This is a genomic window from Idiomarina abyssalis, from assembly GCF_900116625.1.
Taxonomy (GTDB): Bacteria; Pseudomonadota; Gammaproteobacteria; order Enterobacterales; family Alteromonadaceae; genus Idiomarina; species Idiomarina abyssalis.
Map to the genome: position 1 here is coordinate 97,640 of NZ_FPBE01000008.1, position 26,355 is coordinate 123,994.

Genomic DNA, 26,355 nt, shown 5'->3' on the forward strand with positions numbered 1-26,355 from the left:
TTAAGTAACCGTAATATGACTAACAAACCGAACGGAAAATTAACTGTTCGTTCGGCTGTTCAAGGTGGTATTCCATGGCCAGCTCGTCGCAGTTGGCCAGCCTTGGGCAAATCTCACAGTCTTTCATGACCTTTTCCGGTAAAGTGTCTTTTGAGCAATGGCTAAAGCCCTGCTGCTCAAAAAAGTCCGGCACCCGGGTCAGTACTATCACTCGGTTTAGCTGCAACAAACGGGCTTTTTTCAATAAGTAAGCCACCAGCATACGCCCCTGACCACGCACCTCGGTTTTTGGGTTGACTCCTAACGAGCGAATTTCCGCTAAACCTGTGGTGTAAATATACAAAGACGCACAACCCATCACCTTACCGTCAACTTCCGTCACCGCAAATTCGTTAATAGAATGCACGATGTCGTCTTTAGCCCGCGGCAGGTTCTCGCCGGCTCCGGCCCAATGCTGAACTAAGTCTAAAATGGCACCAATATCCCCCAGATTAGCATCACGCACCTGAATCTGCTGTTGCTGCTGTGCCGCTTTTAAAGCTTCATTCACCCGTTGCGGCGAGGTACCGCCCAGCGCACAGCGTTTTTCCAGCAGAGCATCCAGAGTCAGCCAGCCATAAACGTCCTGCTCAATCACCGGAGCCACCGCCTGAAACGCCTCCAGCGGCATATCCTCTAATGGCTTTTTCGCCTGGATGGCTTGTTGAACCAGTTCACCGACGTTGTGATGCGCCTGCCGGAAAGGAATACCTTTGGACACCATATAGTCCGCTAACTCCGTCGCATTGGCGTAACCGCCCTGCGCCGCTTTGCAACAGGCTTCATGGTTAACCGTCAGACCATTCAGGCTCGAGGTCACCATAGCCAATGACGCCTGCCAGGTGGTAAAAGCATCGAACAGACCTTCTTTATCTTCCTGCATGTCTTTGTTGTAAGCCAATGGCAGCGCTTTTAAGGTCATCATTAAGCCGGTTAACGAGCCCACCACCCGGCCACTTTTACCGCGCACCAACTCCAGCGCGTCCGGGTTTTTCTTCTGCGGCATGAGCGAAGACCCCGAGGTCACGTTGTCTGCCAGCTCAATAAAACCAGCTTCGCCTGAATTGTAGAAAATTAAGTCTTCCGCTAAGCGCGACAAATGCAGCATCGACAGCGACGCGGTGCTTAACAGCTCCACCACAAAATCACGATCAGATACTGAATCCAGACTGTTACGCGTTACTTCGCTAAACCCCAACTCGCTGGCAATGGCTTCGCGGTCGACTGCATACGCCGTCCCCGCCAGTGCACCGCAACCTAAGGGGCTTTTATTGAGCCGTTCAGTAGCGTCTTGTAAGCGCTCACTATCGCGCTGCAGCATTTCCACATAGGCCAGGCACCAGTGCGCCAGCAAAACCGGTTGCGCCCGTTGCAGGTGTGTGTAACCGGGTATGACCGTGTCTTTTTCACGTTGCGCAAGGTCCAGTAATGCCTGCTGAGTTTGCTTCAGAGACTGCTGCAGTACACCAACCTGCTCGCGGCACCACAAGCGTAAATCGGTCGCTACCTGATCATTACGGCTACGCCCGGTATGAAGCTTTTTGGCTAAATCACCCACCTTAGCTATCAAAGCAGCTTCCACAAAAGAATGAATATCCTCGTCGCCGCCAACAGCAACTGCCGTCGGGCCTTCGCGTACTTCGCTGAGCAGTTCACTCAATGCCTGCTGTAACTGCTGGCACTCTTCCGTACTCAGTACGCCAACCTTGTGCAACGCATTCGCCCAGGCTTTAGAGCCGGTAATGTCCTGCTCAGCCAGCACATAGTCAAAAGGCAGCGAATCATTAAACTGCTGAAACGCGGCATCGGGTCCTGCCGCAAAACGTCCACCCCATAGCGCCATAATCTACCCCTTTTGCTGCTTCTGTAACGCCGCTATCCGGCTGGGAAGGGAGAACAACCGAATAAAACCTTCGGCGTGCGCCTGGTTATAGACTTCGTCCGCACCAAAGGTCGCAAAGTCTTCGCTGTATAAGCTATTCGGAGAACGTTTCTGAACCGCAGTCACTGAGCCTTTATAGAGCTTCAGCACCACGTCGCCGCTGGCGGTCGAGCACAGTGATTGTGCGGCCGCCATCACCGACTGTTGCAGCGGTGTGAACCAGCGTCCGTCGTACAACAACTGTGCGAACTGCTCGCTCAATTGCGCTTTCCAGCTACGGCTGGTTTTATCCAATACCAGCTCGTCAATAGCCTGCAAGGCAGCCATCATGACGGTGCCGCCCGGTGTTTCGTAACAGCCCCGGCTTTTCATGCCCACCAGACGGTTTTCCACAATATCCACCCGCCCGATGCCATGCTTAGCGCCAATGTCGTTCAACACTTCCAGGCATTCAAAAGGCGACAACGCTTTGTCATTCACCGCGGTAATTTCGCCATCTTCAACCTTAACGGAAACATATTCCGGCTTATCCGGCGCCTGCTCCGGCGATGCCGTCATGGTCCAGACTTTATCTTTGGGTTCACACCAAGGGTCTTCCAGCTCACCGCCTTCGTGCGAAATATGCCAGGCGTTAGCGTCCCGGCTGTAGATTTTGGTCGCCGACGCCGAGCACGGAATATTGCGCTCTGCCAGATAATCCAACAGAGACTCCCGGCTGCTCAGCTCCCATTCGCGCCACGGAGCTATCACTTGTAAGTCAGGAGCTAAAGCTGCGTAGCAGGACTCAAAGCGGACCTGATCATTACCTTTACCGGTACAACCGTGCGCCAGCGCATCCGCACCCACTTTACGAGCCACTTCAACCTGCGCTTTGGCAATAATCGGACGCGCCATGGCCGTACCCAGCAAATAAGTGCCCTCATAAATAGCCCCGGTTTTGAGCGTTGGGTACACGTAGCTCTCCACAAACTCGTCTTTTAAATCGACCACGTGGCATTCGAACGCACCGGACGCTTTGGCTTTTTCTTCCACGCCTTCCAGCTCTTCGGCGCCCTGGCCCACGTCAGCCACAAAAGCCACGACCTCACAGCCATAATTTTCTTTTAACCAGGGCACAATGGCCGAGGTGTCCAGACCGCCAGAATAGGCCAATACAACTTTCTTCACGTAACTCATGAGGCTTTCTCCATAGATTCTGGCAGTACTGCTGCCGTTGGGTTTAATAACAGGGTTAATAAAGCGTTTTGCGCGTAAAGCCGGTTCTCGGCCTGCTGGAAACAGCGCGATAGCGGGCCGTCCATAACATCGGAGGTAATTTCATAGCCGCGATGCGCCGGCTGACAGTGCAGCACCGAAGTGGCACCACTGTGCTCAACCAGCTGCGCGTTAATTTGATAGGGATGGAAAATCTCACGGACCGCATCCAGAGGTTGATCATCCCCCATGGACACCCAGGTGTCGGTGTAGAGCGCATCGGCATCTGCCACCGCAGCAATATCGTGCGTCACCACAATGTTGGCGCCGCTCTTCTTCGCCAAAGCCTTCGCTTTTTTCACAAGGTCCGCATTGGGTGCATAGCCTTTCGGGCAAATAATAGTGCAATCGGTGCCGACTGCGGCAGCGGTTAGCATCAGTGAATGCGACACGTTATTACCGTCGCCTAAGTACACCAGTTTTAGTCCCTGTACCTTTCCGTACTGCTCCTGTAGCGTTAAAAAGTCCGCCAGTGCCTGACAAGGATGAAAGCAGTCGCACAAGCTGTTCACCACAGGTACCGAAGCATGCTGCGCTAATTCTTCTAAGGTACTGTGCGACATCACCCGGGCGACAATGGCATCGGCCCAGCAGGAGAGGTTTCGGGCGTAGTCGGCAACGGTTTCACGCACGCCCATGCCCTGCCCCTGCTCGTTCAGGTAAACCGCATGACCACCCAGCTTCTGCAAACCAATGTCAAAAGACAGCCGCGTGCGTAAACTTGGTTTTTCAAATAGGGTAACCACGCTTTTGCCGGCCAGCGTGTGTTGGTATTTTTCGGGGTAGGCTTTTTGCGCTTGCGCTAACGCCAATAACTGTAAAGTGTCAGCCGGAGAAAACTCCAGCCCGGATAAACAATGCTTCATCATACTTACTCACTAATCTGTGTGCCTGAAAAGGGGTTATTCATTACATTACAACTGCCAATTCGCACACATCGTCGTAAGCGTTTTGCGGCGCTTAGCGCCCCGCGGACTTTTACCTCCATACCGTCTTTAATAACACCCGCCCGGGTAAGCTCCTGAATAGACTCTGAATTGAGATGGCTTAAAGGGGCTCCGTTGCCGTCAAGCACCGCTTCAACATCGGTAATCAACAACAAATCGGCATTGTAGGTGGCAGCAACGGCCACAGCGGCGTCGTCGGCATTCACATTGAACCAGTCGCCGGAATCACTGAAGCCAATAGAGCTGATAACTGGCAGGTACCCCTGAGCCAGTAAATCAGAAATAAGACCGGGCACGGGCTCTGCATTTGGAAGCTGACAAACCCCAACCTGACCTAAACTTTCTGACTGTTTAGCACAAAGAACGCCTGCTTCATAAAGCGTAATCCCAATAGGCTTTATGCTTACGGCAATAGCCTGTTTCATTAAGGTTTTATTGGCCGCACCTGCCAAACCGCCGACAATATAAGGCATGTGCTGCTCCGGGCTGACTCTTAAACCGTGTTGCTTTTCGCTGTGCAAACCGGCGGTTGCCAGCCACTGTTGCACCAGGGCACCACCACCGTGCACGAGCACAACTTCATCCTCGCTTTGTTTTAGTGACTGAAACAGCGCACTTAAGGCTTCCGGCTGTTCTAGCAAGCTGCCGCCGAGTTTTATGACTTTCACAGCAAGCCCTCCTCAACCGGCAACCCCAGTTGCAGGTTAATGCACTGAATGGCCTGACTCGCCGCGCCTTTCAGTAAGTTATCAATAGCCGACAGCACAATCAGTTGGTTACCCTGCCGGTGCCAGCCAATATCCACAAACGGCTGCTGCACGACATCCTTAATGGCAGGGCGAGCCAGCTTCTTAAAGCGCACTAAGGGTTGCTCCGCATAGCATTGGTACGCGCCGGTTAAGTCATCATCGCTGGTATCGTCATTAAGCTCGGCGTACAAAGTGGCCAAAATGCCACGAGGGAATTGCGCCAAGTGGGGAGTGAACAGCACTTCATGTTGTAATTGCTGTGTAATTTCCGGCGTATGCCGATGCTCAAACAGACCATATGCCTGCAAAGAGAGCTCTGCACCCTGAGTAGCAAGAGACGCTTTACGTCCGGCTCCGGTCACTCCGGAGACCGCATTAATAATAACTTTGCTGCTTTTAAGTAAACCGGCCTTTTTAAGCGGAAGTAATGCCATTAAGCTGGCTGTCGGGTAACAGCCAGGAACCGCAACTAACTGAGCTTCCGCTATCTCATGCGGATACCACTCAGCAAGACCATAAACAGCCTGGCGAAGCCAATGAGCCTGCTTGTGTTCGAACCCATAAAATGGCGGATAGTCTTCAACTGCGTCTAAGCGAAAACCACCGGACAAGTCTATGACTTTTAAGCCCGCCTCAAGAAACTCAGGTGCCAGTGCAACACTGATATTATGCTCCGTGCATAAAAACACGGTGTCTGCCTGGTGCTTAATGCTGGACTTCTCGTTATCCGTCAGACCTTGCAAAGGGATTTTTAAACAATGTGCGTATTGTGGATACAAATCACTCAACAAGGTACCGGCATCGCTGCTATGCTCAGACACATAGCAACCGAAAAGGCTAAGCGCCGGGTGTTGCTGCACTAAACGGCTAAGCTCAGCTCCAACGTAACCGCTGGCTCCGATAATAGCCACTGAGTGTGACGGCGCTGGTTGATACTGCATGCGAAAAACCTGTTGCTGTTCCTGAGTAAAAATGCAGAATAACTGAATAGATATATTTATGCAATAATAGTGAATAATTATATTAAGGATAAGCTATGGTAACCGCCCGTTCTTTGCCGTCTTTTTTTGCTATGTATCAGCAGCTCATTGCTCAGCCATCCATCAGTGCCACCGACCCTAAGTGGGATCAGAGCAACCAGAAAGTCATTCATTTATTAGCTGAATGGCTCGAACTGCTTGGGTTTGACTGCGAAATAAACGAGCTGAATAGCCAACAAGGAAAGTACAATTTACTGGCCCGGCGGGGCACTGGAAGCGGCGGTTTACTGCTGTCCGGTCATACCGACACCGTTCCCTATGATGCCAGTCGCTGGAACTTCGATCCCTTTAAATTAACCGAACAGGATAACCGCTGGTACGGGCTTGGAAGCATTGATATGAAAGGCTTTTTTGCCTTTGTTATGCAAGCTTTGAGTGAACTGGATACCAGCCAACAAAACAAACCTATTATGGTTCTGGCAACCGCCGACGAAGAAACCACCATGAACGGTGCCCGTGAAGTGAGCCGCTTTGCGAACCTCAAGCCCGACTACTGTGTTATAGGCGAACCCACCGATATGCGTCCGGTCTATGCCCATAAAGGCCATATGAGTGAGGTTATTCGAATTACCGGACGCTCTGGTCACAGCTCCGATCCAGCACTGGGAATTAACGCCATAGAACTGATGCACGAAGTCATTTCTGCACTGCTGAAATTAAAAGAAGAGTTTAAGCATAAATATTCAGATTCAAGCTTTACAGTGCCACAGCCAACCATGAACTTTGGCCACATACACGGCGGTGACAATGCTAATCGTATTTGTGGTTGTTGCGAGTTGCATCTGGACATTAGGCCGCTGCCGGGTTTATCGGTCGACGAACTTTATGCCCACCTGCATAAAGCAACCGAGAGTGTTCAGGCTCGTTACCCCGGTTGTGTTGAATTAATCTCACTGCACCACCCGGTACCGGCTTTCCGGCAAACAACCGACTCAGCTTTGGTGCAACTGGCCGAAAAAATATCACAAAGCAAAGCGCAGGCGGTAAACTACTGCACTGAGGCTCCTTTTCTGCAGGAGCTCGGCTGCGAAACGTTGGTCTTGGGCCCGGGCTCAATAAAACAGGCACACCAGCCGGATGAATATTTGTCGGTAGATTCTATAAAGCCCACTCAAGAAAAACTAAAAAGTTTATTAAAAGCGTTTTGTTTTTCGCAGTAGCTGCCGATAACAAAACTATGTCTTAGATTTGAGTCACATCAAATCTGCCAGTAGTAGACCATGAGTTTTGGTACAACAAAGGATTATCACATGATACGACAGCTCTCCATAGGTGCCCGCGCAAGCGCGGCTTTCGGACTGATTGGAATACTGACGCTCATTTTGGGCATTTTCGCACTCAACCGAATGGGGGCGATTGAAACTCAGCTAAACATCATTAGTGACAAGCAGGTTCCTTCCGTTGATAACGTCAATGATTTAGACAGAGAGTTTCTGCGCGTACGTATTCACTCCGCTAACGTCGCAGCCTACATTAACGATCCTGCGCGTCTGGAAAGGTATCAAAAGAGTTTAAATGATTCGATCAGTGCTCTTAAGCGTAATCAAAATGAATATAAGAAAACGCTTGATGACCCTGAAGCCCAAAAGCTATTTGCAGAGTACATGGCCCTTGATGACGAGTACTGGAAGCTAAATAACCAGTTCGAAAAACTGGTTAATGCCGGGCTTTCCGATGCCATAGACTCCATTCGGGAAAATAGCATTCTGCCGCTGACCAACAAAATGTCAGCGAAACTCGATGAGCTTTTAAACAGAGAGATGTCATTAATAGACGCAGCTTCCGACGAAGCCGATGCCGTATCCAGTAACGCACAAGTCATGATGATTATTGCTTTAGTGGTTGTGGTCGCTTTACTCGCGTTATTTGCTGTAACGCTTACCAGAAGCATCGTTAAACCCATTGGGGATGCGGTAGATTTTGCCAAAATCATTGCATCACGCGATTTAAGTCAGACCATTGAAATTGAAGGCAAGGACGAGCCCGCACAATTGCTGCAGCAGTTAAAAACGATGCGCAACCAATTGCGTGAGTCCATGAGTACTATCTCGGAGTCCTCAGAGCAGCTGGCTTCCACATCTGAAGAATTAAGCTCGGTTACCGACGAGTCAACCCGCACCATTCAGCAGCAGTCAGAAGAGCTGGAGCAGGCAGCAACCGCAGTTACCGAATTAACCACTGCGGTTGAAACTGTTGCACAAGACGCTCAAAACGCGTCGGAAGCATCTGAAGAAGCAAACAGACAAGCGCAACACGGTGATGATCGTGTCCGTCAAACCGTTCGCGCTATCGAAGAGCTCTCTCAGGAAATTGGCGACTCTTCCGGTAGCGTAACTGAACTGGCCGACAAGGTGAAAAATATTACCAAGGTGCTTGAAGTTATTCGCGGTATAGCAGAACAAACTAACTTACTGGCACTTAACGCCGCTATTGAGGCTGCCCGTGCCGGAGAATCTGGCCGTGGCTTCGCAGTGGTAGCCGATGAAGTTCGTTCATTGGCGCACAAAACTCAACAGTCTACCGTTGAAATTGAAGACATGGTCAAAGCCATTAACGAGTCCAGCGACCGTTCAGTAGCGACTATGGACAGAAGTCTGGAGCGCGCAACGAAAACTCTGGACGTAGCTCGCGAAGCAGGTGAAGCCTTACAGCTTATAGCAACCGCGGTGGATGAAATCAACAACCACAACACCTCGATAGCCAGTGCTTCAGAAGAGCAGGCCAATGTGTCCCGTGACGTTGATAAGAACCTGGTAAGTATCCGTGACTTATCCAACTCGACAGCATCAGGCGCTGAACAAACCAGCGCATCAAGCAAAGAGTTATCACGACTTGCCGTTGACCTCAGTGAACTGGTTAGAGCTTTCAGACTGTAACCACATTTCACCATTAAAGATGAACGGGGCCGCAATGGCCCCGTTCGAATTTTAGCCACAGAACCTCTCTCAACCAAAATAACCATCCTGAATACTGCTAATCAACCGCATAAATTAGACTAATGGTGCGACCAGCAACTAATCTAAATCCGTGTTAACAAACTAATAACAACGGATTCAAAAATGAATAATCTATTTAACTTCAGTCAACCGCTTGATAACGATGCAAAAGCATTGTTCAACGACGAGAATCAGTCTTTTCTCGCGGAGTTAGTCGATACCTTTCAACCACAGTTAGAGTCCCTGTTGAAGAAACGCCAGCAACGTCAGGCGCAATTTGACCAGGGTCAGTTACCCAATTTTGATCCTGCAACTCAGGACATCCGTGAAGGAAACTGGCGCATTGCCGAACTGCCGGCTGATTTGAAAAAACGCCGCTTAGAAATTACCGGACCGGTGGATCGCAAAATGGTCATCAACGCGCTGAATGCCAATGTTGACTGTTACATGGCGGACTTTGAAGATTCCCAGTCACCCACCTGGGAGGGCATGGTAAACGGTCAAGTTAACCTGCGCGACGCCAACATTGGCGGCATGACCTACACCGACCCGGACAGCGGCAAGCACTATGAAGTCGGGCCTGACCCGGCATTATTGATTGCCCGGGTTCGCGGTCTGCACTTACCGGAAAAACACGTACAGCGTAACGGCAAGCCAATTCCCGGTGCCTTAATGGACTTTGCTCTGTACTTTTTACTGAATTATCAGCAGCGCCTGCAACAAGGCTCCGGGGTGTATTACTACCTGCCCAAGCTGGAGCACAGCGACGAAGCCAAATGGTGGGCCGATGTTTTTCATTTCACCGAGAAAAAGTTCAGCTTAAAAACCAGCACCATTCGCGCCACCATACTGATTGAAACCCTGCCAGCGGTTTTTCAAATGCACGAAATACTGCACGCCATGAAAGACCATATTGCTGCACTTAACTGCGGTCGCTGGGACTACATTTTCAGTTACATTAAAACCCTGAAAGAGCATCCGGAGCGGGTTCTTCCCGACCGCCAGGTAGTGAGCATGGACAAACCTTTCCTTAATGCCTACTCACGCTTGTTAGTGAAAACTTGTCACCAGCGCGGCGCCCTGGCTATGGGTGGCATGGCGGCCTTTATTCCCAGCAAAGATCCAGCTGAGAATGAGAAAATACTCGCTAAAGTTCATGCCGACAAAACCATGGAACGCGACAATGGCCACGATGGCACCTGGATTGCTCACCCCGGGCTTGCGGATACCGTGCGCGAAATTTTTGTCGACGGTATTGAGGGCGACAACCAGCTTAACGTACTGCGTGAAAACGACACGCCAATTGATCAGGCCTTACTACTACAACCCTGTGACGGCGAGCGTACCGAAGCCGGCATGCGCACTAATATTCGGGTATCACTGCAATACATTGCCTCCTGGCTGAACGGCAAAGGCTGCGTGCCTATCTACGGCCTGATGGAAGACGCCGCCACCGCTGAAATTTCACGGACCTCAATTTGGCAGTGGATACGCCACGGCAAGACGCTTTCCGACAAAACCCCGGTTACCAAAGAGTTGTTCCGACAGTACCTCCAAGAAGAAGCAGAAGTGGTGAAAAACGAGGTCGGTGAACAACGATGGAACAACGAACCCTTTTCCCAGGCCCTGAGCTTACTGGAAGAAATTACCACAGCCGACGAGCTGGTCGATTTTCTGACTCTGCCCGGCTACCAACAACTGAAATAACAATAAAATTCGCAACAATTAAAAAGCAACAAGGAATTATTTATGACAACCCAGAATCTTTCATTCGCACAACAGGTTAAAGAATTACAAAAGCAATGGGATACCGACCCACGCTGGCACGGCGTTGAGCGCCCCTACAGTGCCGAAGACGTAGTGCGCTTGCGTGGTACCGTTCAGCCGGAATACACCTATGCCCGCAATGGTGCCGATAAACTCTGGCAGCTGATTCACGGCAAAGCACAGGAAAAATTTGGCAAAGACTATGTCAACGCACTGGGTGCTTTAACCGGCGGTCAGGCGGTACAGCAGGTTAAAGCTGGCTTACAAGCCATTTACCTTTCCGGCTGGCAGGTCGCTGCTGACAATAACTCAGCCTGCAGTATGTATCCGGACCAGTCCCTGTACCCGGTGGATTCGGTACCAACGGTGGTTGAGCGCATTAATAACTCCTTTGCCCGTGCTGATCAGATACAGTGGTCAAAAGGCGTTACGCCGGAAGACGACAATTACGTAGACTACTTTGCGCCGATTGTTGCTGACGCGGAAGCCGGTTTTGGTGGCGTTCTCAATGCGTACGAACTGATGAAGCGCATGATCCAGTCCGGTGCTGCCGGCGTGCACTTTGAAGACCAATTGGCATCAGTAAAAAAATGTGGCCACATGGGCGGCAAAGTGCTGGTACCAACACAAGAAGCGGTACAGAAACTTTCAGCCGCACGTTTAGCCGCAGACGTTGCCGGTACACCAACACTGATTGTGGCTCGTACTGACGCCAACGCCGCTGACCTGCTGACGTCTGACTTCGACCCTAATGACAAGCCTTTCATTACCGGCGAGCGCACTGCCGAAGGTTTCTATCGGGTTAAGCCGGGCATTGAACAGGCCATTTCACGCGGTTTAGCCTATGCCCCGTTTGCAGACCTTATTTGGTGCGAAACCGCTAAGCCCGATTTAGACGAAGCCCGCCAGTTTGCTGAAGCTGTGCATGCCAAATACCCCGGAAAACTGTTGGCTTACAACTGCTCGCCGTCGTTTAACTGGAAACGCAACCTGGACGACGACACCATAGCTAAGTTTCAGCGTGAGCTCGCCGCTATGGGTTACAAGTTCCAGTTTATTACTTTGGCCGGTGTACACAATATGTGGTACCACATGTTTGAACTGGCACATGATTATGCCCGCAACGACATGTCAGCCTACGTTAAACTGCAGCAGCAGGAGTTTGACGCAGCAGACAAAGGCTACACCTTTGTGGCGCACCAGCAGGAAGTGGGTACCGGTTACTTTGACGAGCTGACCAACGTGATTCAGGGCGGGCTATCCTCAGTTACAGCACTGAAAGGCTCGACCGAGGAAGACCAGTTTAAAACCTCCGCGTAAAGCGCAAGTCGGCATTATAAGGAAAGACATCCGTAAGCTCACCCTTGCGGATGTTTTTTTGTACGCGGCACCAATAAGCCGGGTCAATCAATTCAGGATGACGCTTCAATAATTTGTCACGGTATTTCGCCTGCGGCACCGCAAATTGCGCCAGCTGCTGCGGAAACACATCGTCCGGGGCAATAGATACTTCCCAGTCGTTGTCCGGTAAGCGTCGAAAGCTCATGTCCGTTAAATACCGTACTTCGTCGTAGTCATAGAACACCACCCGTTTATGCCTCGTGACACCAAAGTTTTTTAACAGCATGTCGCCGGGGAAAATATTCGCCGCCATCATTTCTTTTAAGGCCCGGCCGTAATCATCCATCGCCGCGTCTATCTCTTCGTCATTGGCGTATTCTAAGTACAAATTCAGTGGCGTCATTCGGCGCTCAACAAACAACTGGTGAATCACCAAAGTGTCACCCTCTATCGAAATAGAATTACTAATGGTTTGCTTAAATTCCTCCAGTAAGTCCGCAGAAATACGCTTAAGCGGCAATGCCACATCGACAAATTCCAGTGTATCGGCCATACGCCCTACCCGATCATGTCGTTTAACCATGCGGTAACGGTCAATAACGGTCTGCCGACCAAACTCCTTGGTGCCGCCCAACCGGTCTTTAATGACTTTAAACACATAAGGAAAAGACGGCAGCGTGAACACCGTCATGACCATGCCTTTAACACCAGGGGCCGCAGACAATTGGTCGTCTGTACGGCGCAAGTGATGCAAAAACTCGCGATAAAACTCGGTTTTTCCCTGCTTATGAAAACCCACCGACGAATAAAGTTCAGCCAGCGTTTTGTGCGGCATTAAATCTTTTAAAAACCGCACCAAGGCAGAAGGCGCCTCGGTTTCGACCATAAAGTACGAACGGGCAAAGCCGAAAATGGTCGCCATGCGATCCGACCGGGTAATAAAGGCATCCACATAAAGCTTGCCCTGCGAGTTGATCAGCACCGGTACAATAAAAGGATAATGGTTATTTTCAGTCACTACCCGTCCGACAATATACGCGGCTTTATTGCGGTAAAACGGGGACTTCAAAACATCTATGCGCAGGTTGTGGGCTTCAATATCGGTTTCAGTTGCGCGCTCAAAGAACTTATCGCGCAGCTGTTCAATATCATTTTCGAAGCTTTCAAACTCACCGCCCAACCCAATATCCTCAAACACCCGGGTCAGTGTTCCTTCCAGCCCGTCAACCACCGGAAAGTAAGAGTGGCATTCGTTTTCCACCGGCACCGGAATGTGGTTCGCAAGCACAGTTTCTACAAAAATATAGTCGTTATTAAAGTAGGCACGGTCGAATACCCGGCAAAATACCGAGTTGTAAAAAGTCTCTGCAAGCTCCGCCTGCGGATGAAACTTCAGTAATTGCTGGTAACGTTGCCGGGTTGCACGCCACAAGTTTTCATCAAGCGCGTTACCCACGCGGCGCTCCACTTTTTTCGCCGTTGTACCCACCTGATGGTCGTAATAATGGATACGCTCTGAGGCCGCCGACACAACCGCGGTCCAGTCGCGCTGCAAAAAACGTTCGCGTGCCCCCTGAGTCAACGCTTGAAAACGCCGGTAATGACTATGGAAGCCATCCAGAATACTTTTTGCCAATGTCTCTGGGCTAATTGTCATGCTTGCCTCTCCTGAATTCAGCCCTTTAATCTGGACGCTTGTGGAATAACAGCTTTTAATCGTTCAATATCACCGTCACCGACGCCGTTCTTTTTATAGTAAGCGGGCCACTCAGCAATCAGCTCCTGAATGTTTTTAAGTAAATTCTTCGCTTTATTAGGGGTAACACCAAACCGTCGGCATTGCGACAGCACATTATCAATACTGCCTGCACGTCCATATTCGCCAATACCTAAAGCATGTTGCTGACTATTATTAATAGGCAGTACGTCATAGGCGGGCGAAAGTTTCCAGCCGCCCGACTTTAAATCCCAGAGTAAAGCATGATTTCTGCCGTGGTCGTCCGTGTTACCAATAAACACATTAAATGCCATGCGTCTATAAAGCTCGGTTGCATCCTCAGCACGCTGGCTGTTTTTCCTCAGATACTCCGCCAGTGCACCATAGGAGTATGTTGTCTTAAGCATGGCTTCGCTGACATTTCCCTCGGTCAGCAAAGAGTTAGCACTAATAAAGTGATGCGAAACATCCAGACCACGACGGTCAAATCGCTCGCTCATTAGTACGTCTTCTTCACCGTTAAGCAACCGCGTACTGGCAACATTGACTCCTTCTACTTCATTTAGCATTGCCATTGTCGCGCTTTCTACTCTGGCAACGTTGTAGAGATCGTCGGAGCGGTTAAATTTTAATAAATGAGCTTGTCCATTATGCTGGAGTACAGTTTTTGGTCTGGCACCACCCATTGACTCACCATATTGAAACGCCTTTTTCACCTCAACAGAAACATTCTTCGAGTTCAAAATTGCGTTTTTCCCGGCCAGTAACAAGTCGATATCATCCAATGTATTCCGGGATACCTTAGCTTTTGACTTGGATTGAGAAAGACTAAAACTAATAGCACCCACCCCCATGGATGCACCGGCAATTAAAAACTCCAACTCATTTTCGGGTTTGGTTGTGCGTAACTGGGTGATCAGCTTTCGTCCCCAGGCATCAGCTCCGGCATCGGTCAAAACACCAAACAGCCCTTTGTTAGCTCGCGTCTCAAATAGTTCATCCGTTAACGGCAAATGAACAGGATCCAGTGCAAAAGCATCGTTTCGGGCTAAATAGGACTGACCGTATCGAAAACGGCCAATTCTGTTTTCCGGGTCATACCAAATAACACCACAAATAACCGGCTCATTCTCTAGCCCTTCGATAAAAACATAAGCCTTAGAAGTCATTAGAAAAATCCTCTGAGATTTTTCGGCGTTTGCGCTTAGGTGCATTAGCTACCCGTGCATACTGATCATCCAAAACCGGCGTGAAATGTTCCAGCAGTCCCAGTAATTCGAGCGCGGTAAATAGGGTCAACGAGTTAACTGAATGACCGTTTTCCATACGGTAAACCGTATTAACGCCGCAGCCCAGCCGCTTAGCGAAGTCCTGCTGATCCATTGTTAATGAACGCTGACGCTTAATGAGCTCACCAACTGTTTTTAAAAAGCCATCTGCACCATTCACTTTAATCACCAAATATCATTTATTAATGCTTAATAAATTGATTATGGTGGATTAATAGAAATAAGCAAGTCCCTTTCTTAACCCAGGGTAACGAAACAAGACTGGCGTTATACATTCACCCTATTTATAATCCCGATAGATTTTTCATATTCCACTTATTCTGGATAGCTATGAATACCATCAAAGACATTGATCTGAACCTGCTGGTTTACCTGGATGTTTTGCTGCGGGAAAAAAACGTGACCCGTGCCGCAGCACAGCTAAATATCACCCAGCCGGCCATGAGTAACGGCCTGAAGCGTTTACGTAACCTGTTAAACGACCCTATTTTAGTACGTACCAGTGAAGGCATGGTGCCGACTCAACGCGCGCTGGACATGCAGGAAGCCCTGCGCGGGGTATTGTACTCGGTTGAAGAGATGATCCAGCCAGTGCGTGAGTTTGACGCCCCCACCAGTGATCAGGTTTTTCGGATTATGGCGTCCGACTATGCCGCTTCCACGCTTATGCCTAAACTGCTGGAAAAACTCGATGAGCAGGCACCCAATGTCTCACTGGATATCATGACCCCCAGCGACATCAGCTTTCACGACGTTGAGAACGGCAAAGTGGATCTGGCCATTAACCGCTTTGAACAACTGCCACAGTCGTTTCATCAAAAGAACTTATGGAGTGACGAGTTTTCCTGTTTGATCCGCAAAGACCACCCATTACTGGAAGACTACACGCTGGACAATTACTTAAAGGCTCAACATGTGTGGGTGAGTAAAACGGGCTTTGGTGTGGGCGTAGGGATGGATCCGCACGACGTACAAAAACTTGGCTGGGTCGACGACGCTTTAGATAAACTGGGCAAACGCCGGAAAATTAAAGTGTTTACCCGTAATTATCATGTGGCTATGTACCTGGCTCGTCAGGGGCTGGTTGCTACCTTGCCAACACGGGCCGCCGAACTGTATTCACAGGACAGTCAACTGGTCATGAAGGCTCCACCGTTTGAAATACCGGGGTTAACTCTGACCATGATCTGGTCACCGCTACTACAGCACGATGCAGGCCACCGCTGGTTCCGACAAGTGGTCGCCGAAACCGCGGCAGCTTCATAGCTTTGTTACCAGGGGCTTATTCCTCCCAGAAAAAGCCCTTACGTTTGCGTGGCTCCGGCAACAAGCGATCCATAGTCGTGGCATCATACAACACGCCATTAACCATGGTGTGAGTCACTTTGTCGGTGTCACGGATGTTTTCCAGCGGGTTACCGTCAATAACAATAATATCCGCCAGTTTACCTTCTTCCAGTGAGCCCAGAGCGTGGTCCATACCAAAGACTTTAGCCGGATCAATGGTCGTTGTACGCAGTGCTTCCAGCGGCTCCATACCGCCCTGCGCCATCATCCAAATTTCCCAGTGTTGCGCTAAACCTTCACGCTGACCGTGAGCACCAGAGAGCACATCAACACCTAAGTCCTGCAGCTCAGTAGCCACTTCCGCATTATTAAAGTGGTTGTAATGGTTATGCGGTGCTTTTTCACGACGCATCGACTTACCCACTAAAAAGTCCATAGGGACATACTGAGTCAGCTTAGGATGCTTCCATACATCGGTTTCCGCATACCAATAGTTCTCACCCCAGATACCGCCATAAGCCACACCCAGAGTTGGTGTGTAAGCTACGTCACTTTGCTGCCATAACTGACGGATATCATCATAGATATTGGCGACCGGTAGTGAGTGCTCAACCGTGGTGTGGCCGTCCATGATCATGCTCAAATTATGCTGCAACAACGAGCCGCCCTCAGGCACCACCATCATTTCCAGCTCGCGTCCGGCTTCAACCACTTGTTGACGCTGGTTACGACGTGGCTGGTTATAACTCTTCACAGAAAACGCACCCACTTTCTTCAGGCGCTCTAAATGAAACTTAGCGTCTTCTAAACTATCCACATGCGAGGTGTAACCCGGGCCGTTAGCACCGTATAAAATGGTACCGGTTGAGAACAATCGTGGCGCGGCAATTCTGCCCGCTTTCTGCAGTTCTGAGGCTGCAAAGAACTCGGTGGTATCATTAGACGGATCGTGAATTGAGGTCACACCAAATGCCAGGTTCGCGTATTGTCCCCAGTTCTGTTGCGGGATAACTTCCGCCTGGCCCTGACCACCATGCGCGTGCGCATCGAATAACCCCGGCATAACAGTTTTGCCACTGGTATCAATAACCTCAGCGCCGGAAGGCACATTAACTTCAGCTTCAGGGCCCACCGCCACAATTTTATTATTGCGCACGACCACAGTGCCCTGCTCATAAACGGTATCGCCATTCATGGTAATGACCTGGCCACCCACAAAGGCAACGGTTGTATCCGGTACCATGGCGTCATGTTCAAAACCAATGTTCTGGCCATTTTCTACTTTCAGGGTGTCGCTTTCAGTGTCAGCATTAAAGGCTTCAGCCACCGATGTATGGTAAAGCTCCGGTCCCAGAGTCCAGTAAATCTGGTCACTGTTTGCCGTCCAGGATAGATTTTCACCGGCACGAACAGACAGCTGATGCACCGGCATTTGCTTATCTCCCGGCCCTACGTTGATAACGCTGCCGCGCTCGACTAAAGGCGTAACAAACACTTTAAAGCGCTCTGCAAAAGCCAGTTGCTTGCCATCCGGAGACACGCGGAATTCAGTGGCTAATTCCGACTGATACAACTCGCGCTGCTCCAATGTGCGCAAATCGATCGCACTTAACGTTGGTTTTTCGCCCGGAGTCATCAGATAAACCCGGTCGTTGCGTGCGCCGTATTGAGGTAAACGTCCACTTTCTGCTATTTGCTCTGGTTCAGCATTGGCTGACACCGCAACGCGATAAATACCGTTTTCCAGACCAAACTTATCGGAAATTAAGTAACCACCACGTATTTTGCGGTAAACCACATGTTTGCCGTCCGGAGAGAATGTGGGTTCAACAAAGTTGCCCTGTCCGGTATTCAGCACCTGCTCATTACCTGAGCTAATATCGCGAACAATAACCTGGGCCTGTTCTTCGTCATTCCAGCGGACAAATACTACGCTTTCACCGTCGCGCGAGTATTGCGGGTACAGCTCAAAGTCTTCGCTATTAGTTAAACGCTGCGGCTCACCGTTTGGTAATGAACGCTGATACAAGCTACCCAAAGCTTCGTAAATCACCGCATCACCCTGCGGTGAAACTTGCGCCATACGCAGCATTTTCACGTCAAACTGGTCAGCTTCAACATTTTGCTTAAAGCGCAGTGCATGCTGTACTTTCTTTTCCGTTTCGACTTTAAACGGAATAATGCGCGCGTTGCCGTCATCAATATTCAGCTTCTGAATATGGCCACCGGCCCAGAACACTAACTGCTTAGAATCTGGTGTCCAGTCCATGGTCGGGTAAACGCCATGAATGGCCCAGGTTTCCTGCATGTCACGTTCCATTTTCCCGTAAACACGCTTGTGTTCGCCGGTCTTCAGGTCCAGCAGGTACAGCACGCTGTCAAAGTCTTCACGCTTAATGTAGGCCAGGTAACGCCCGTCGGGTGATGGTGTCGGACGAATTGCGCCACCGGCACCACTTATCAGGGTTTCAATTTCACCGCTCTCGCGCTCAAAACGCTTAATGGTGTAGATGCCTTCCAGCGAATCTTTGCTGTAGTGGAAAGTTTTGCCCGGTGTGTCATCCTGCGAAAAATAGATGTATTTACCGTCCGGTGAAAACGCCGGCTCGCCTAAGTCTTTCTGGTCATTCGGGCGCTCCGTTAACTGCACACCCGAGCCACCACTGCGGTGATACATCCAGACTTCACCGGCCCCTAAGGAACGGCTGGCGGTATAGTGCTTACGCGCAACCAGAAATTCGCTGTCCGGACTCCATGCCGGGCTGTTTAATAAACGGAAAGTTTCTTCGGTAACGGCACGCACATTGCTGCCATCGGCGTCCATCACCCAGATATTATCGCCACCGCCCTGATCCGAGGTAAAGGCAATGTAACGTCCATTAGGCGAGTAAACCGGCTGCATATGCCAGGCTATGCCGCCCACAAGTTTTTCCGCTTCGCCGCCGCCAAACGGCATGCGATAAATGTCGCCCAGCAAATCAAATACGATGTAGTCACCATCCGGGCTGACGTCCACATTCATCCAGGTGCCGGAGTTCACCGAGATATCAATTTCTTTAAACTCGCCCTGCGGGTTGCTGACATCCCAGCCCTGGGTCTGTTCTTGTGCCATGCTTACCGGCGCAAAGCTTAAAAGCGATGCGACCGCTAAGGTTAGTGTTGTCTTTTTCATGGTGTTGCCTCATTAAAAATGTCTTCCCTTTGTAGGCAGTTAAGATCCAAAAGTCCAGTGGCTAACGTTAAATGGGGAGTTATGGTCGGTTAATGGACATTAAAAGTCAGTGGGTTATAGTGAGTAAATATTCAGAAGACGGATTGAATATGAACGAAGCCTTAGAAAATATCCTTCTCGATGTATCTAAGTCACCGGACATTGACGGCGGCGACCTGGAGCAAGCGTCTGAACTGATCCTGATGTCAGCGCTAAAAGGGCTGGATATTAGCCGAGTCAGTATTTGGTTATTGCAGCCGGACAAGCAGAGCATGACTGCTGCCAGGTTAATTGATGAAAAACAGCAAGACACAGAATTGCCTGTGCTGCGAAAGTCCGAACTTCCTTCTTATTTTCAGGTATTAATGACCGAGCGGACCATTATCGCCAACGATGCCCGCAACCACCCGGCAACCGTTGAACTCAGCAACGGCTATCTGGAAGAAACCGGCGTATACGGCATGCTCGATGTTCCTTTACGCCATAAAGGTCAAATGATAGGCGTAATGTGCTGTGAGAGCCGCAAACCCTCACGCCGGTGGACTTCCGATGAAGTCGCCTTTGTTGGCGTGCTTGCCGACATTTATGGCCGCGCAGTCAGTGCGTCCGAGCGCGAACGATTCGAAGAACTTCTTATTCGCCAGAATGAACAGCTGGAAAGCATGGTAGCGGAGCGAACAGAGTCATTAACCAAAGCGCTGGACAACTTTAAGCAAGCTCAGGAGCGGTTAATTGAAACCGAAAAAATGGCCGCTCTGGGTAAGTTAGTCGCCGGCGTTGCGCATGAAGTTAATACCCCCCTGGGCGTTTCCGTTACCGCAGTAACTCATTGTGAGCACCGTCTTAAAAAATTGGACCAAGGCTTCAGTAACGGTTCAATTTCACGCAAGCAACTGCAGACCTTTATCAGTGATACTTACGAAGCGTACCAGTTACTCACCAGTAATCTTGAACGAGCCGCAACCCTGATTCAGAACTTTAAGAAAACCGCGGTTGATCAATCCAGTTTTGAGCTGGTTAACTGCCAGCTTAACGACTACCTGCACGCGTTAATTTTAAGTCTAAAGCCTGTGGTAAAAAAGAAGCATGTCAACATCACTATCGACTGTGACGACGACATTGTTTTAAGCACTTACCAGGGCGCGTTAGCACAAATTGTGACGAACCTGGTCAGTAATACCAACGACCATGCTTTTGTCGAACCCGATGAAAGACACCAAATAGAAATAAAAACAGAACAGAAAGACAAAGGTGTTCATTTTCGCTTTCGCGACAACGGCAAAGGTATGGACAGCGAGACCATTAAAAATATCTTCGAGCCCTTTTTCACCACATCGCGCCAGACGGGTGGTTCAGGGTTAGGCTTATCCATTGTTTATAATCTGGTGACCCGGAAACTCAACGGCGAAATTTCTGTCCAATCAACGCCTGGTAAAGGCACCGAGTTTTCCTTTTTTTTACCCGATTTACCCAAATAGGATTGTTGTATGCTCAAAGCTCTGCAAAACTTTTTCCAACAAACAACACCGGCTGAACAGGCCAACATGCACCAGGTAGAAGGTCTTTCAAACGACGCTTTTCTGTCTCTGGTTCTAATGACAGAAATTAGTCTGGCCGATGGCGAGCTATCCGATGAAGAGCGTGAGCACTTATTGGATGAGCTAGAGCGCGAATACGGTATTACCGGTGCGCAGGCTGACAACGCAATTAAAGAAGCCGTACAGGCTGTACAGGAAGCCTCATCGCTGCACGACTTCACAGCACAGCTAAAAGCCATTAGCTATGAACAACGCGTTGAATTACTGGAAAATTTGTGGGCTGTTGCCTACGCTGATAGTGCACTTGATCCACATGAGGAAAGTATGTTGCGCAAACTTGCTGACTTACTTTATATCAGTCACGCTGACTACATTCGTACCAAACTTAGGGTTATCGACTCTTAAATGCGGCTGCTACCCACCTTCTTTGCTGCCGCGTCATTAAGTTTCACCCTTGTGGCTGACAGCCTGGCTGAAGAAGCGGGGATGGCAACCGGCTACCCGCCTTTTCAGTTTAGCCAGGACGGAGAGCCCGCGGGTTTTGATGTTGACGTTGTTCGTGCCGTTTTCAACTATCTGGGAAAAGATTTAAACCTTCATCAGTACGACTGGGACAATGTGGTCAGCCTGCTTCGCTATGGCGAGCTGGACTTGGCTATTGGTATGGAGTCTACCGAAGCTCGACAAGCTTACTTTGACTTTAGCCAACCTTATTACCACCGATTGGCGACTTTATTTGTACTTGATCAGGAAAGCAGTCCGGAGTCCGTTCGAAAGCTAGTGAGCAAGCGTATTAGTGGCGATCGTCACTCGGTACTGGAGCAGTATTTGACAGAGCTCGGGTTGCATAATGCCATTAGAATTCAGCAGGCCGACTCCAAAAAAGAAGCCATGACTCAGCTTGCTATTGGTGAAGTTGAGGCCGTTATTATGCCCGAAAAAGTCGGCTTGTACCTTGCTGATGAAATAGGCGTTAACGTGCGTATTTTATGGCAGCCTCAAATCAGAGTTCCCGTCAGTTTTGCTGTAAAGACCAACAATACTGAGCTTTTAGGCCATATAAACCGAGCTCTACAACACCTTGAGGACAGCGGAGAGCTTGATGATATACGCCAGCGCTGGAACATCCAGCGCTGGGTTACTTCTCACATTCCACATTAATGGCCGTTTTCTCTGGCCTGCTGCATTTCATTTTCCAGACGAGCAGACTCATCGGCACGCGGCTTGGTAAAGCGCGCTAACCAGAGGTAAAGTACCGGAGTCAGGTACAGCGTAAACAATGTCGCCAAACCTAAACCGCCAAAGACCACCCAACCAATTGAGTTACGTGCCTCTGCGCCGGCACCAGAAGACAGAATTAACGGTAGCCCGCCGAGTATGGTCGAAACCAGAGTCATCATAATGGGGCGCAGACGAATCAATGCAGCTTCTTCTATTGCTTCGCGCACTTTCATTCCTCTGTCTCGCAGCTGATCGGCAAACTCAACCAACAACACCGAGTTCTTCGCCAGCAAGCCTATTAGCATGACCAGACCAATCTGCGAATAGATGTTCATTGATGTGCCGGTCAGGAACAAGGCGTAAATAGCTGCAGCAATACCAAACGGAACCGTCAGCATAACCACTACCGCACTGTTTAATGACTCAAACTGCGCAGCCAGAACCAACAGCACAATCAAAAATGCCAGAATATAGGTCATGGCAATTTCTTGCGAGGTATCCTCAAAGGTTGCAGCTTCACCCAGGAATACCAGCCCCATGCTATCGGGCAGCACCTCGTCAGCAATAGCGCGCAGTTGCTCTACAGCCTCCGACATAGGCAGATCTTCCGGTAAATCCGCATCGACTTCTATCGCGCGCCGCTGAGCCTGTCGCTCTAACTCTGCAGACACGCCCTCTTCGACTATTTCGGAAATGCTGGATATTGGCACAAGCTCGCCGCTACTGGAGGAGACATACAGATTTTGCATATCCTGAGGTGACTGTATCAGGTTATTCCGTGTACGCAGCATTACCGGAATTTGTTGGTCACCCACGTTCAAGTCAGCAACATCATCACCGTTAATCGCCGCGCGTAACGTTGAAGATATATCGCTTAATGAAACGCCCAGCTCAGCAGCCCGGCGCCTGTCAATTTTCACCCGCAACTGAGGCTGCGTCGGCTGATACGAGACATTAGGCTCACCAAGCTCCGGCATACGCTCTTTTATAACCGCAGTAAATTCACGGGCGGCTCTGAATATCTCATCGTAGTTCTCGCCGGTAATCGCCATTTCAAGGCCGCCGCCCTGACCTCGTAAATTCAGACTGTTATCGCCAAAAGCACGCCCCGGCGCGCCCGGTACCTGGCTCAGCGGCTCCCGGATGTTATTAATGATTTCCTGCTGACTAATATCCCTTTCTTCCCAGGGTTTCAGGTTAGCAGTAATGAACACCAGGTTGGGGTCCCATTGACCCACCACGGTGTAAATTGATTCGATATCGCCGCTTTCTTTGTATTCAAGCAAAATCTCTTCTAATTTACGTGCCTGCCTGTCCATGAATTTAAGGCCAACACCATCGGGTCCGCGAGAGAATACTCTGACCGAGCCACGGTCTTCGTTGGGCATCAGTTCACTGTTAATCTGGTTGTACAACAAAGCGCCACCGCCAGCAGACAGCAGTGATAAAATCACGATTACCCAGCTAAAATCGAGCGCTTTGTGCAGCGTCCGCTTATAGAAGCGTTTAAACACATTACCAATTTTGGCAAAACGGTTACTCTGCCCGGCAGACTTTGGCAAACGCGCAGTAAATGCGGGTACCAAAGACAAGGCAACAAAAGAAGAAATAACCACAGCCGCCGCCAGCACACCACCAAACTCACGGAACAGTCGACCCGCCGTTGACGGTAAAAAGGCTATGGGCACAAACACCGCCACCAATACCGCCGTAGTCGCAACCACCGCGAAGAAAACCTCACGTGTTCCCAATACCGCAGCCGCACGACTTCCAAGCCCCATACTGCGGCGTCGCTGAATATTCTCGGTAACAACAATGGCGTCATCGACAATGAGCCCGGTAGCCAGAACCAGAGCCAACAGCGTCAGAATATTAATGGAAAAGCCCATTAACCATATAGCCGCTACGGCACCAAATAGCGCAACCGGAATTGAAAAAGCAGGAATAATTGTTGCCCGGAATGAACCAATAAACACCCATAAAGTGGCGACAACCAAAGCAATAGTAATTGCCAGGGTCGTGACAACTTCAGCAACGGACTTACGAATAAACTGCGCGTCGTCGTTAGTGATGCTCATTTCCATGTCGGGGAACCGCTCGCGTAACCTTTCCAGTACCGCCAGTGCTTTATCAGAAATCTCAATAGTATTAGAGCCAGCCTGACGTATAACCCCTAACCCAACCACTGGCTTACCATCTAAGCGGACAAAGCTGTTGGCATCGGCGGGTGCGAAATAAGCCTGGGCGACATCACCCACACGAGTGTCATCGCGGACAATAATGTTTTCAACTTGCTCTTCAGTAATGGCCGTTGCATCGGCTCGAATAATCAAGCGCTGATCGGTTGAGCGCAGGCTACCGGCTGGCACATCAAAAGGTGCCTGACGCAAGGCATCGGCGACATCCGTGACCGACAAACCAAAGCTCACCAGCTTTAAGGGATCAAGGTCAACGCGCAATACTCGTTCGCGGTCACCATTTAAACGGACATCGGCTACGCCATTAATGGCCAGAAATTCAGGCGATAAATCGGTTTCCAACCGCCGGGTGAGCTCTTCCAGTGTTAAGGAGTCGCTGCTAACGGCTATATCCAGTACCGAGCGCGCATCGTTGTCAGCTTTACGAACGTTTATTTGCTCGACATCATCCGGCAGTTCACGTCGTATCTGGTTAACTGCTTCGCGCACTTCCGCGGCGACAACGTCTAAATCCACACCGGGTCGAAATTCAATAGAAATACGGGCACTGTTCTCTTCACTCGACGAGCGTATGGACTCCACGCCGGAAACTCGTGCAGCAGCACCTTCTAATATACTGGTCACTTCAGCGTCGACGGTTTCCGGCGCGCCGCCTGGCAAGGTTGCGCTCACCCCGACAACGGGTCGGTCAACGTCAGGCAGCTCACGCACTTCAACGCCCATTAAGGCCGCAATACCCGCTATGGCGATAAGCACGTTAAGAACAACAATCAGTACCGGGCGACGAATCGACACCGATGGTAAGTCGTTCGCGTCCTGTTGGTTATTAATTTGCTGGTCTGACATTATTCGGTAACCTCTTGCGTATCGAGGGTGGCCCGATCAAACACAACAGGCTGCCCTTCACGAAGGCTTTGTACGCCTTCAACGATGAGCAAGTCATCACGTTGAATATTACCTGATACCAGCACTCGCCCGGCCAGGCGTTGTTCAATCTGTACCTCAATACGCGCAGCTTTACCGTCTTCCACAACCCAGACAAAAGGGTTATTCACACCCCAGGACAAAGCGGCTTCAGGAACCGAAGCAAACTCTTCGCCAGCCAACTCTATTGCGGTTCTGAAACTGGTGCCGGGTAAAAAGTCGTCATTATCGTTACTGATTTTTGCGCGTGCCCGGTACATACGGGTCGTTGCGTTAATGCGTGAGTCCAGCTCGATAATTTCAGCTGTAACGGGTGTGCCTGAGTATCGCCATGGCTGAACCTGCAATTCAGCGCCATCCTGCAGTAACGAAACCGCCGCTTCAGGAATACGAAAATCAATTAATAAGGTCGAACGATCATCTAAAGTAGCAATAGCGGTTTGTTGGTCAATGCGGTCGCCCACTTCAACATCGGTAATACCGATAATTCCCTCAAAGGGTGCACGAATAAAACGGTCTTCTAATTCAATTTTGGCGTTATCTAATTCAACGCGGGCTAAATCTCTTAATAATATCGCGTTATCAAGCTCTGACTGCGGCACAGCGCCTTGTTCACGGCTGGCTCGTAAACGCTCTACCGTGCGCTCTGCGTCGCGTAAATTAATTTGTGCCTGCTCCACCGCAACTTGCTGTCGGCGGGCATCGAGTTCAACCAGTAACTGGTCTTTTTCAACTTTATCGCCCGGCTTGAAATTCACCGCAACCACTCGGTCACCGACCGCCGGATAAATGGTAATAGAGCGAACCGCCTCGGCCGTGCCAACGGCTTCAACCCGATTACGTTCACGCTCAAAAGAGACAGGCTGGACAATGACCAAAGCTTCGCGAGGTCCAAATTGCTGAGCCTGACTGTATCCACCTGGCAGTGACAGAACGAACAATAAAGCAATGAGTAAAGACTTCATAACGGTCAATTAGTGCTCCAAAAAAACTGCAGCCACGGGGGCTGCAGTTT

The 26,355-nt window shown here is 50.0% G+C and carries 19 protein-coding genes; 8 read left to right on the plus strand and 11 right to left on the minus strand.

The genetic code is table 11. The features are described 5' to 3' along the window. Positions 1-19: 19 nt before the first annotated feature. The 5 genes from argH to argC are packed head-to-tail and all read right to left on the minus strand — an operon-like array spanning position 20 to position 5,812. Entirely contained in the window at positions 20-1,882 is a 1,863-nt protein-coding gene (gene argH, locus BM359_RS12420) for an argininosuccinate lyase (RefSeq protein WP_054490560.1), read from the minus strand. A gap of 3 nt (positions 1,883-1,885) precedes the next feature. Continuing rightward, entirely contained in the window at positions 1,886-3,097 is a 1,212-nt protein-coding gene (locus BM359_RS12425; RefSeq protein ID WP_054490557.1) for an argininosuccinate synthase, read from the minus strand. Beyond that, a complete protein-coding gene (locus tag BM359_RS12430) occupies positions 3,094-4,044 on the minus strand; it encodes an ornithine carbamoyltransferase (RefSeq protein WP_054490556.1) in 951 nt (316 codons plus the stop codon). The genes BM359_RS12425 and BM359_RS12430 overlap by 4 nt, the downstream gene beginning before the upstream one ends. Before the next feature lie 2 nt (positions 4,045-4,046). Further along, a complete protein-coding gene (gene argB / locus BM359_RS12435; protein ID WP_054490554.1) occupies positions 4,047-4,790 on the minus strand; it encodes an acetylglutamate kinase in 744 nt (247 codons plus the stop codon). Further along, positions 4,787-5,812: an N-acetyl-gamma-glutamyl-phosphate reductase gene (argC, locus tag BM359_RS12440; RefSeq protein WP_054490553.1), complete on the minus strand. Its 1,026-nt coding sequence runs from the start codon at positions 5,810-5,812 to the stop codon at positions 4,787-4,789. Before argC ends, argB begins: the two co-directional genes overlap by 4 nt. Before the next feature lie 95 nt (positions 5,813-5,907). Between argC and argE the strand changes: the two genes are divergently transcribed. From argE to aceA, 4 genes are all read left to right on the plus strand, one after another. After that, the gene (argE, locus tag BM359_RS12445) at positions 5,908-7,071 is read left to right on the plus strand and encodes an acetylornithine deacetylase (protein ID WP_054490551.1); all 1,164 of its coding nucleotides are present in this window, start codon (positions 5,908-5,910) and stop codon (positions 7,069-7,071) included. 90 nt (positions 7,072-7,161) lie between these two features. Next, on the plus strand, positions 7,162-8,787 hold the full coding sequence (locus BM359_RS12450) for a methyl-accepting chemotaxis protein (protein WP_054490549.1): 1,626 nt from the start codon (positions 7,162-7,164) through the stop codon (positions 8,785-8,787). A 183-nt stretch (positions 8,788-8,970) separates the two neighbouring features. Then, positions 8,971-10,554 carry a malate synthase A gene (gene aceB / locus BM359_RS12455; protein ID WP_054490547.1) on the plus strand — a complete coding sequence of 528 codons (1,584 nt, stop codon included), beginning with the start codon at positions 8,971-8,973 and terminating at the stop codon, positions 10,552-10,554. 42 nt (positions 10,555-10,596) lie between these two features. Next, positions 10,597-11,934 (plus strand): isocitrate lyase, encoded by a 1,338-nt coding sequence (aceA, locus tag BM359_RS12460; protein WP_054490545.1) that lies wholly within the window; start codon positions 10,597-10,599, stop codon positions 11,932-11,934. Here the strand turns inward: aceA and aceK are convergent. The 3 genes from aceK to BM359_RS12475 are packed head-to-tail and all read right to left on the minus strand — an operon-like array spanning position 11,918 to position 15,130. Continuing rightward, positions 11,918-13,612: a bifunctional isocitrate dehydrogenase kinase/phosphatase gene (gene aceK, locus BM359_RS12465; RefSeq protein ID WP_054490543.1), complete on the minus strand. Its 1,695-nt coding sequence runs from the start codon at positions 13,610-13,612 to the stop codon at positions 11,918-11,920. The genes aceA and aceK overlap by 17 nt on opposite strands. A 17-nt stretch (positions 13,613-13,629) precedes the next feature. Beyond that, the gene (locus BM359_RS12470) at positions 13,630-14,841 is read right to left on the minus strand and encodes a type II toxin-antitoxin system HipA family toxin (protein ID WP_054490541.1); all 1,212 of its coding nucleotides are present in this window, start codon (positions 14,839-14,841) and stop codon (positions 13,630-13,632) included. Next, positions 14,831-15,130: a helix-turn-helix domain-containing protein gene (locus BM359_RS12475; RefSeq protein WP_054490539.1), complete on the minus strand. Its 300-nt coding sequence runs from the start codon at positions 15,128-15,130 to the stop codon at positions 14,831-14,833. The genes BM359_RS12470 and BM359_RS12475 overlap by 11 nt, the downstream gene beginning before the upstream one ends. Positions 15,131-15,291: 161 nt before the next feature. Here BM359_RS12475 and BM359_RS12480 point away from each other — a divergent pair, with 161 nt between their 5' ends. Next, a complete protein-coding gene (locus tag BM359_RS12480) occupies positions 15,292-16,227 on the plus strand; it encodes a LysR family transcriptional regulator (protein ID WP_054490537.1) in 936 nt (311 codons plus the stop codon). 16 nt (positions 16,228-16,243) lie between these two features. On the opposite strand, the gene BM359_RS12485 is transcribed toward BM359_RS12480, so the two are convergent. Further along, positions 16,244-19,420, minus strand: a complete 3,177-nt coding sequence (locus BM359_RS12485; protein WP_054490535.1) for an amidohydrolase family protein — start codon at positions 19,418-19,420, stop codon at positions 16,244-16,246. Between the two features lie 92 nt (positions 19,421-19,512). Here BM359_RS12485 and BM359_RS12490 point away from each other — a divergent pair, with 92 nt between their 5' ends. Genes BM359_RS12490 through BM359_RS12500 form a run of 3 tightly spaced genes read left to right on the plus strand, consistent with a single transcriptional unit; the run spans position 19,513 to position 22,158 of the window. After that, the gene (locus BM359_RS12490) at positions 19,513-20,937 is read left to right on the plus strand and encodes a GAF domain-containing sensor histidine kinase (RefSeq protein ID WP_224798333.1); all 1,425 of its coding nucleotides are present in this window, start codon (positions 19,513-19,515) and stop codon (positions 20,935-20,937) included. 9 nt (positions 20,938-20,946) lie between these two features. Next, a complete protein-coding gene (locus BM359_RS12495) occupies positions 20,947-21,402 on the plus strand; it encodes a tellurite resistance TerB family protein (RefSeq protein WP_054490533.1) in 456 nt (151 codons plus the stop codon). Then, entirely contained in the window at positions 21,403-22,158 is a 756-nt protein-coding gene (locus BM359_RS12500) for a transporter substrate-binding domain-containing protein (RefSeq protein ID WP_054490531.1), read from the plus strand. Here the strand turns inward: BM359_RS12500 and BM359_RS12505 are convergent. Both BM359_RS12505 and BM359_RS12510 read right to left on the minus strand, forming a co-directional pair. After that, positions 22,155-25,262: an efflux RND transporter permease subunit gene (locus BM359_RS12505; RefSeq protein WP_054490529.1), complete on the minus strand. Its 3,108-nt coding sequence runs from the start codon at positions 25,260-25,262 to the stop codon at positions 22,155-22,157. The two genes, BM359_RS12500 and BM359_RS12505, sit on opposite strands and share 4 nt — an antisense overlap. Continuing rightward, a complete protein-coding gene (locus BM359_RS12510; RefSeq protein ID WP_054490684.1) occupies positions 25,262-26,305 on the minus strand; it encodes an efflux RND transporter periplasmic adaptor subunit in 1,044 nt (347 codons plus the stop codon). The genes BM359_RS12505 and BM359_RS12510 overlap by 1 nt, the downstream gene beginning before the upstream one ends. Positions 26,306-26,355 lie beyond the last annotated feature (50 nt).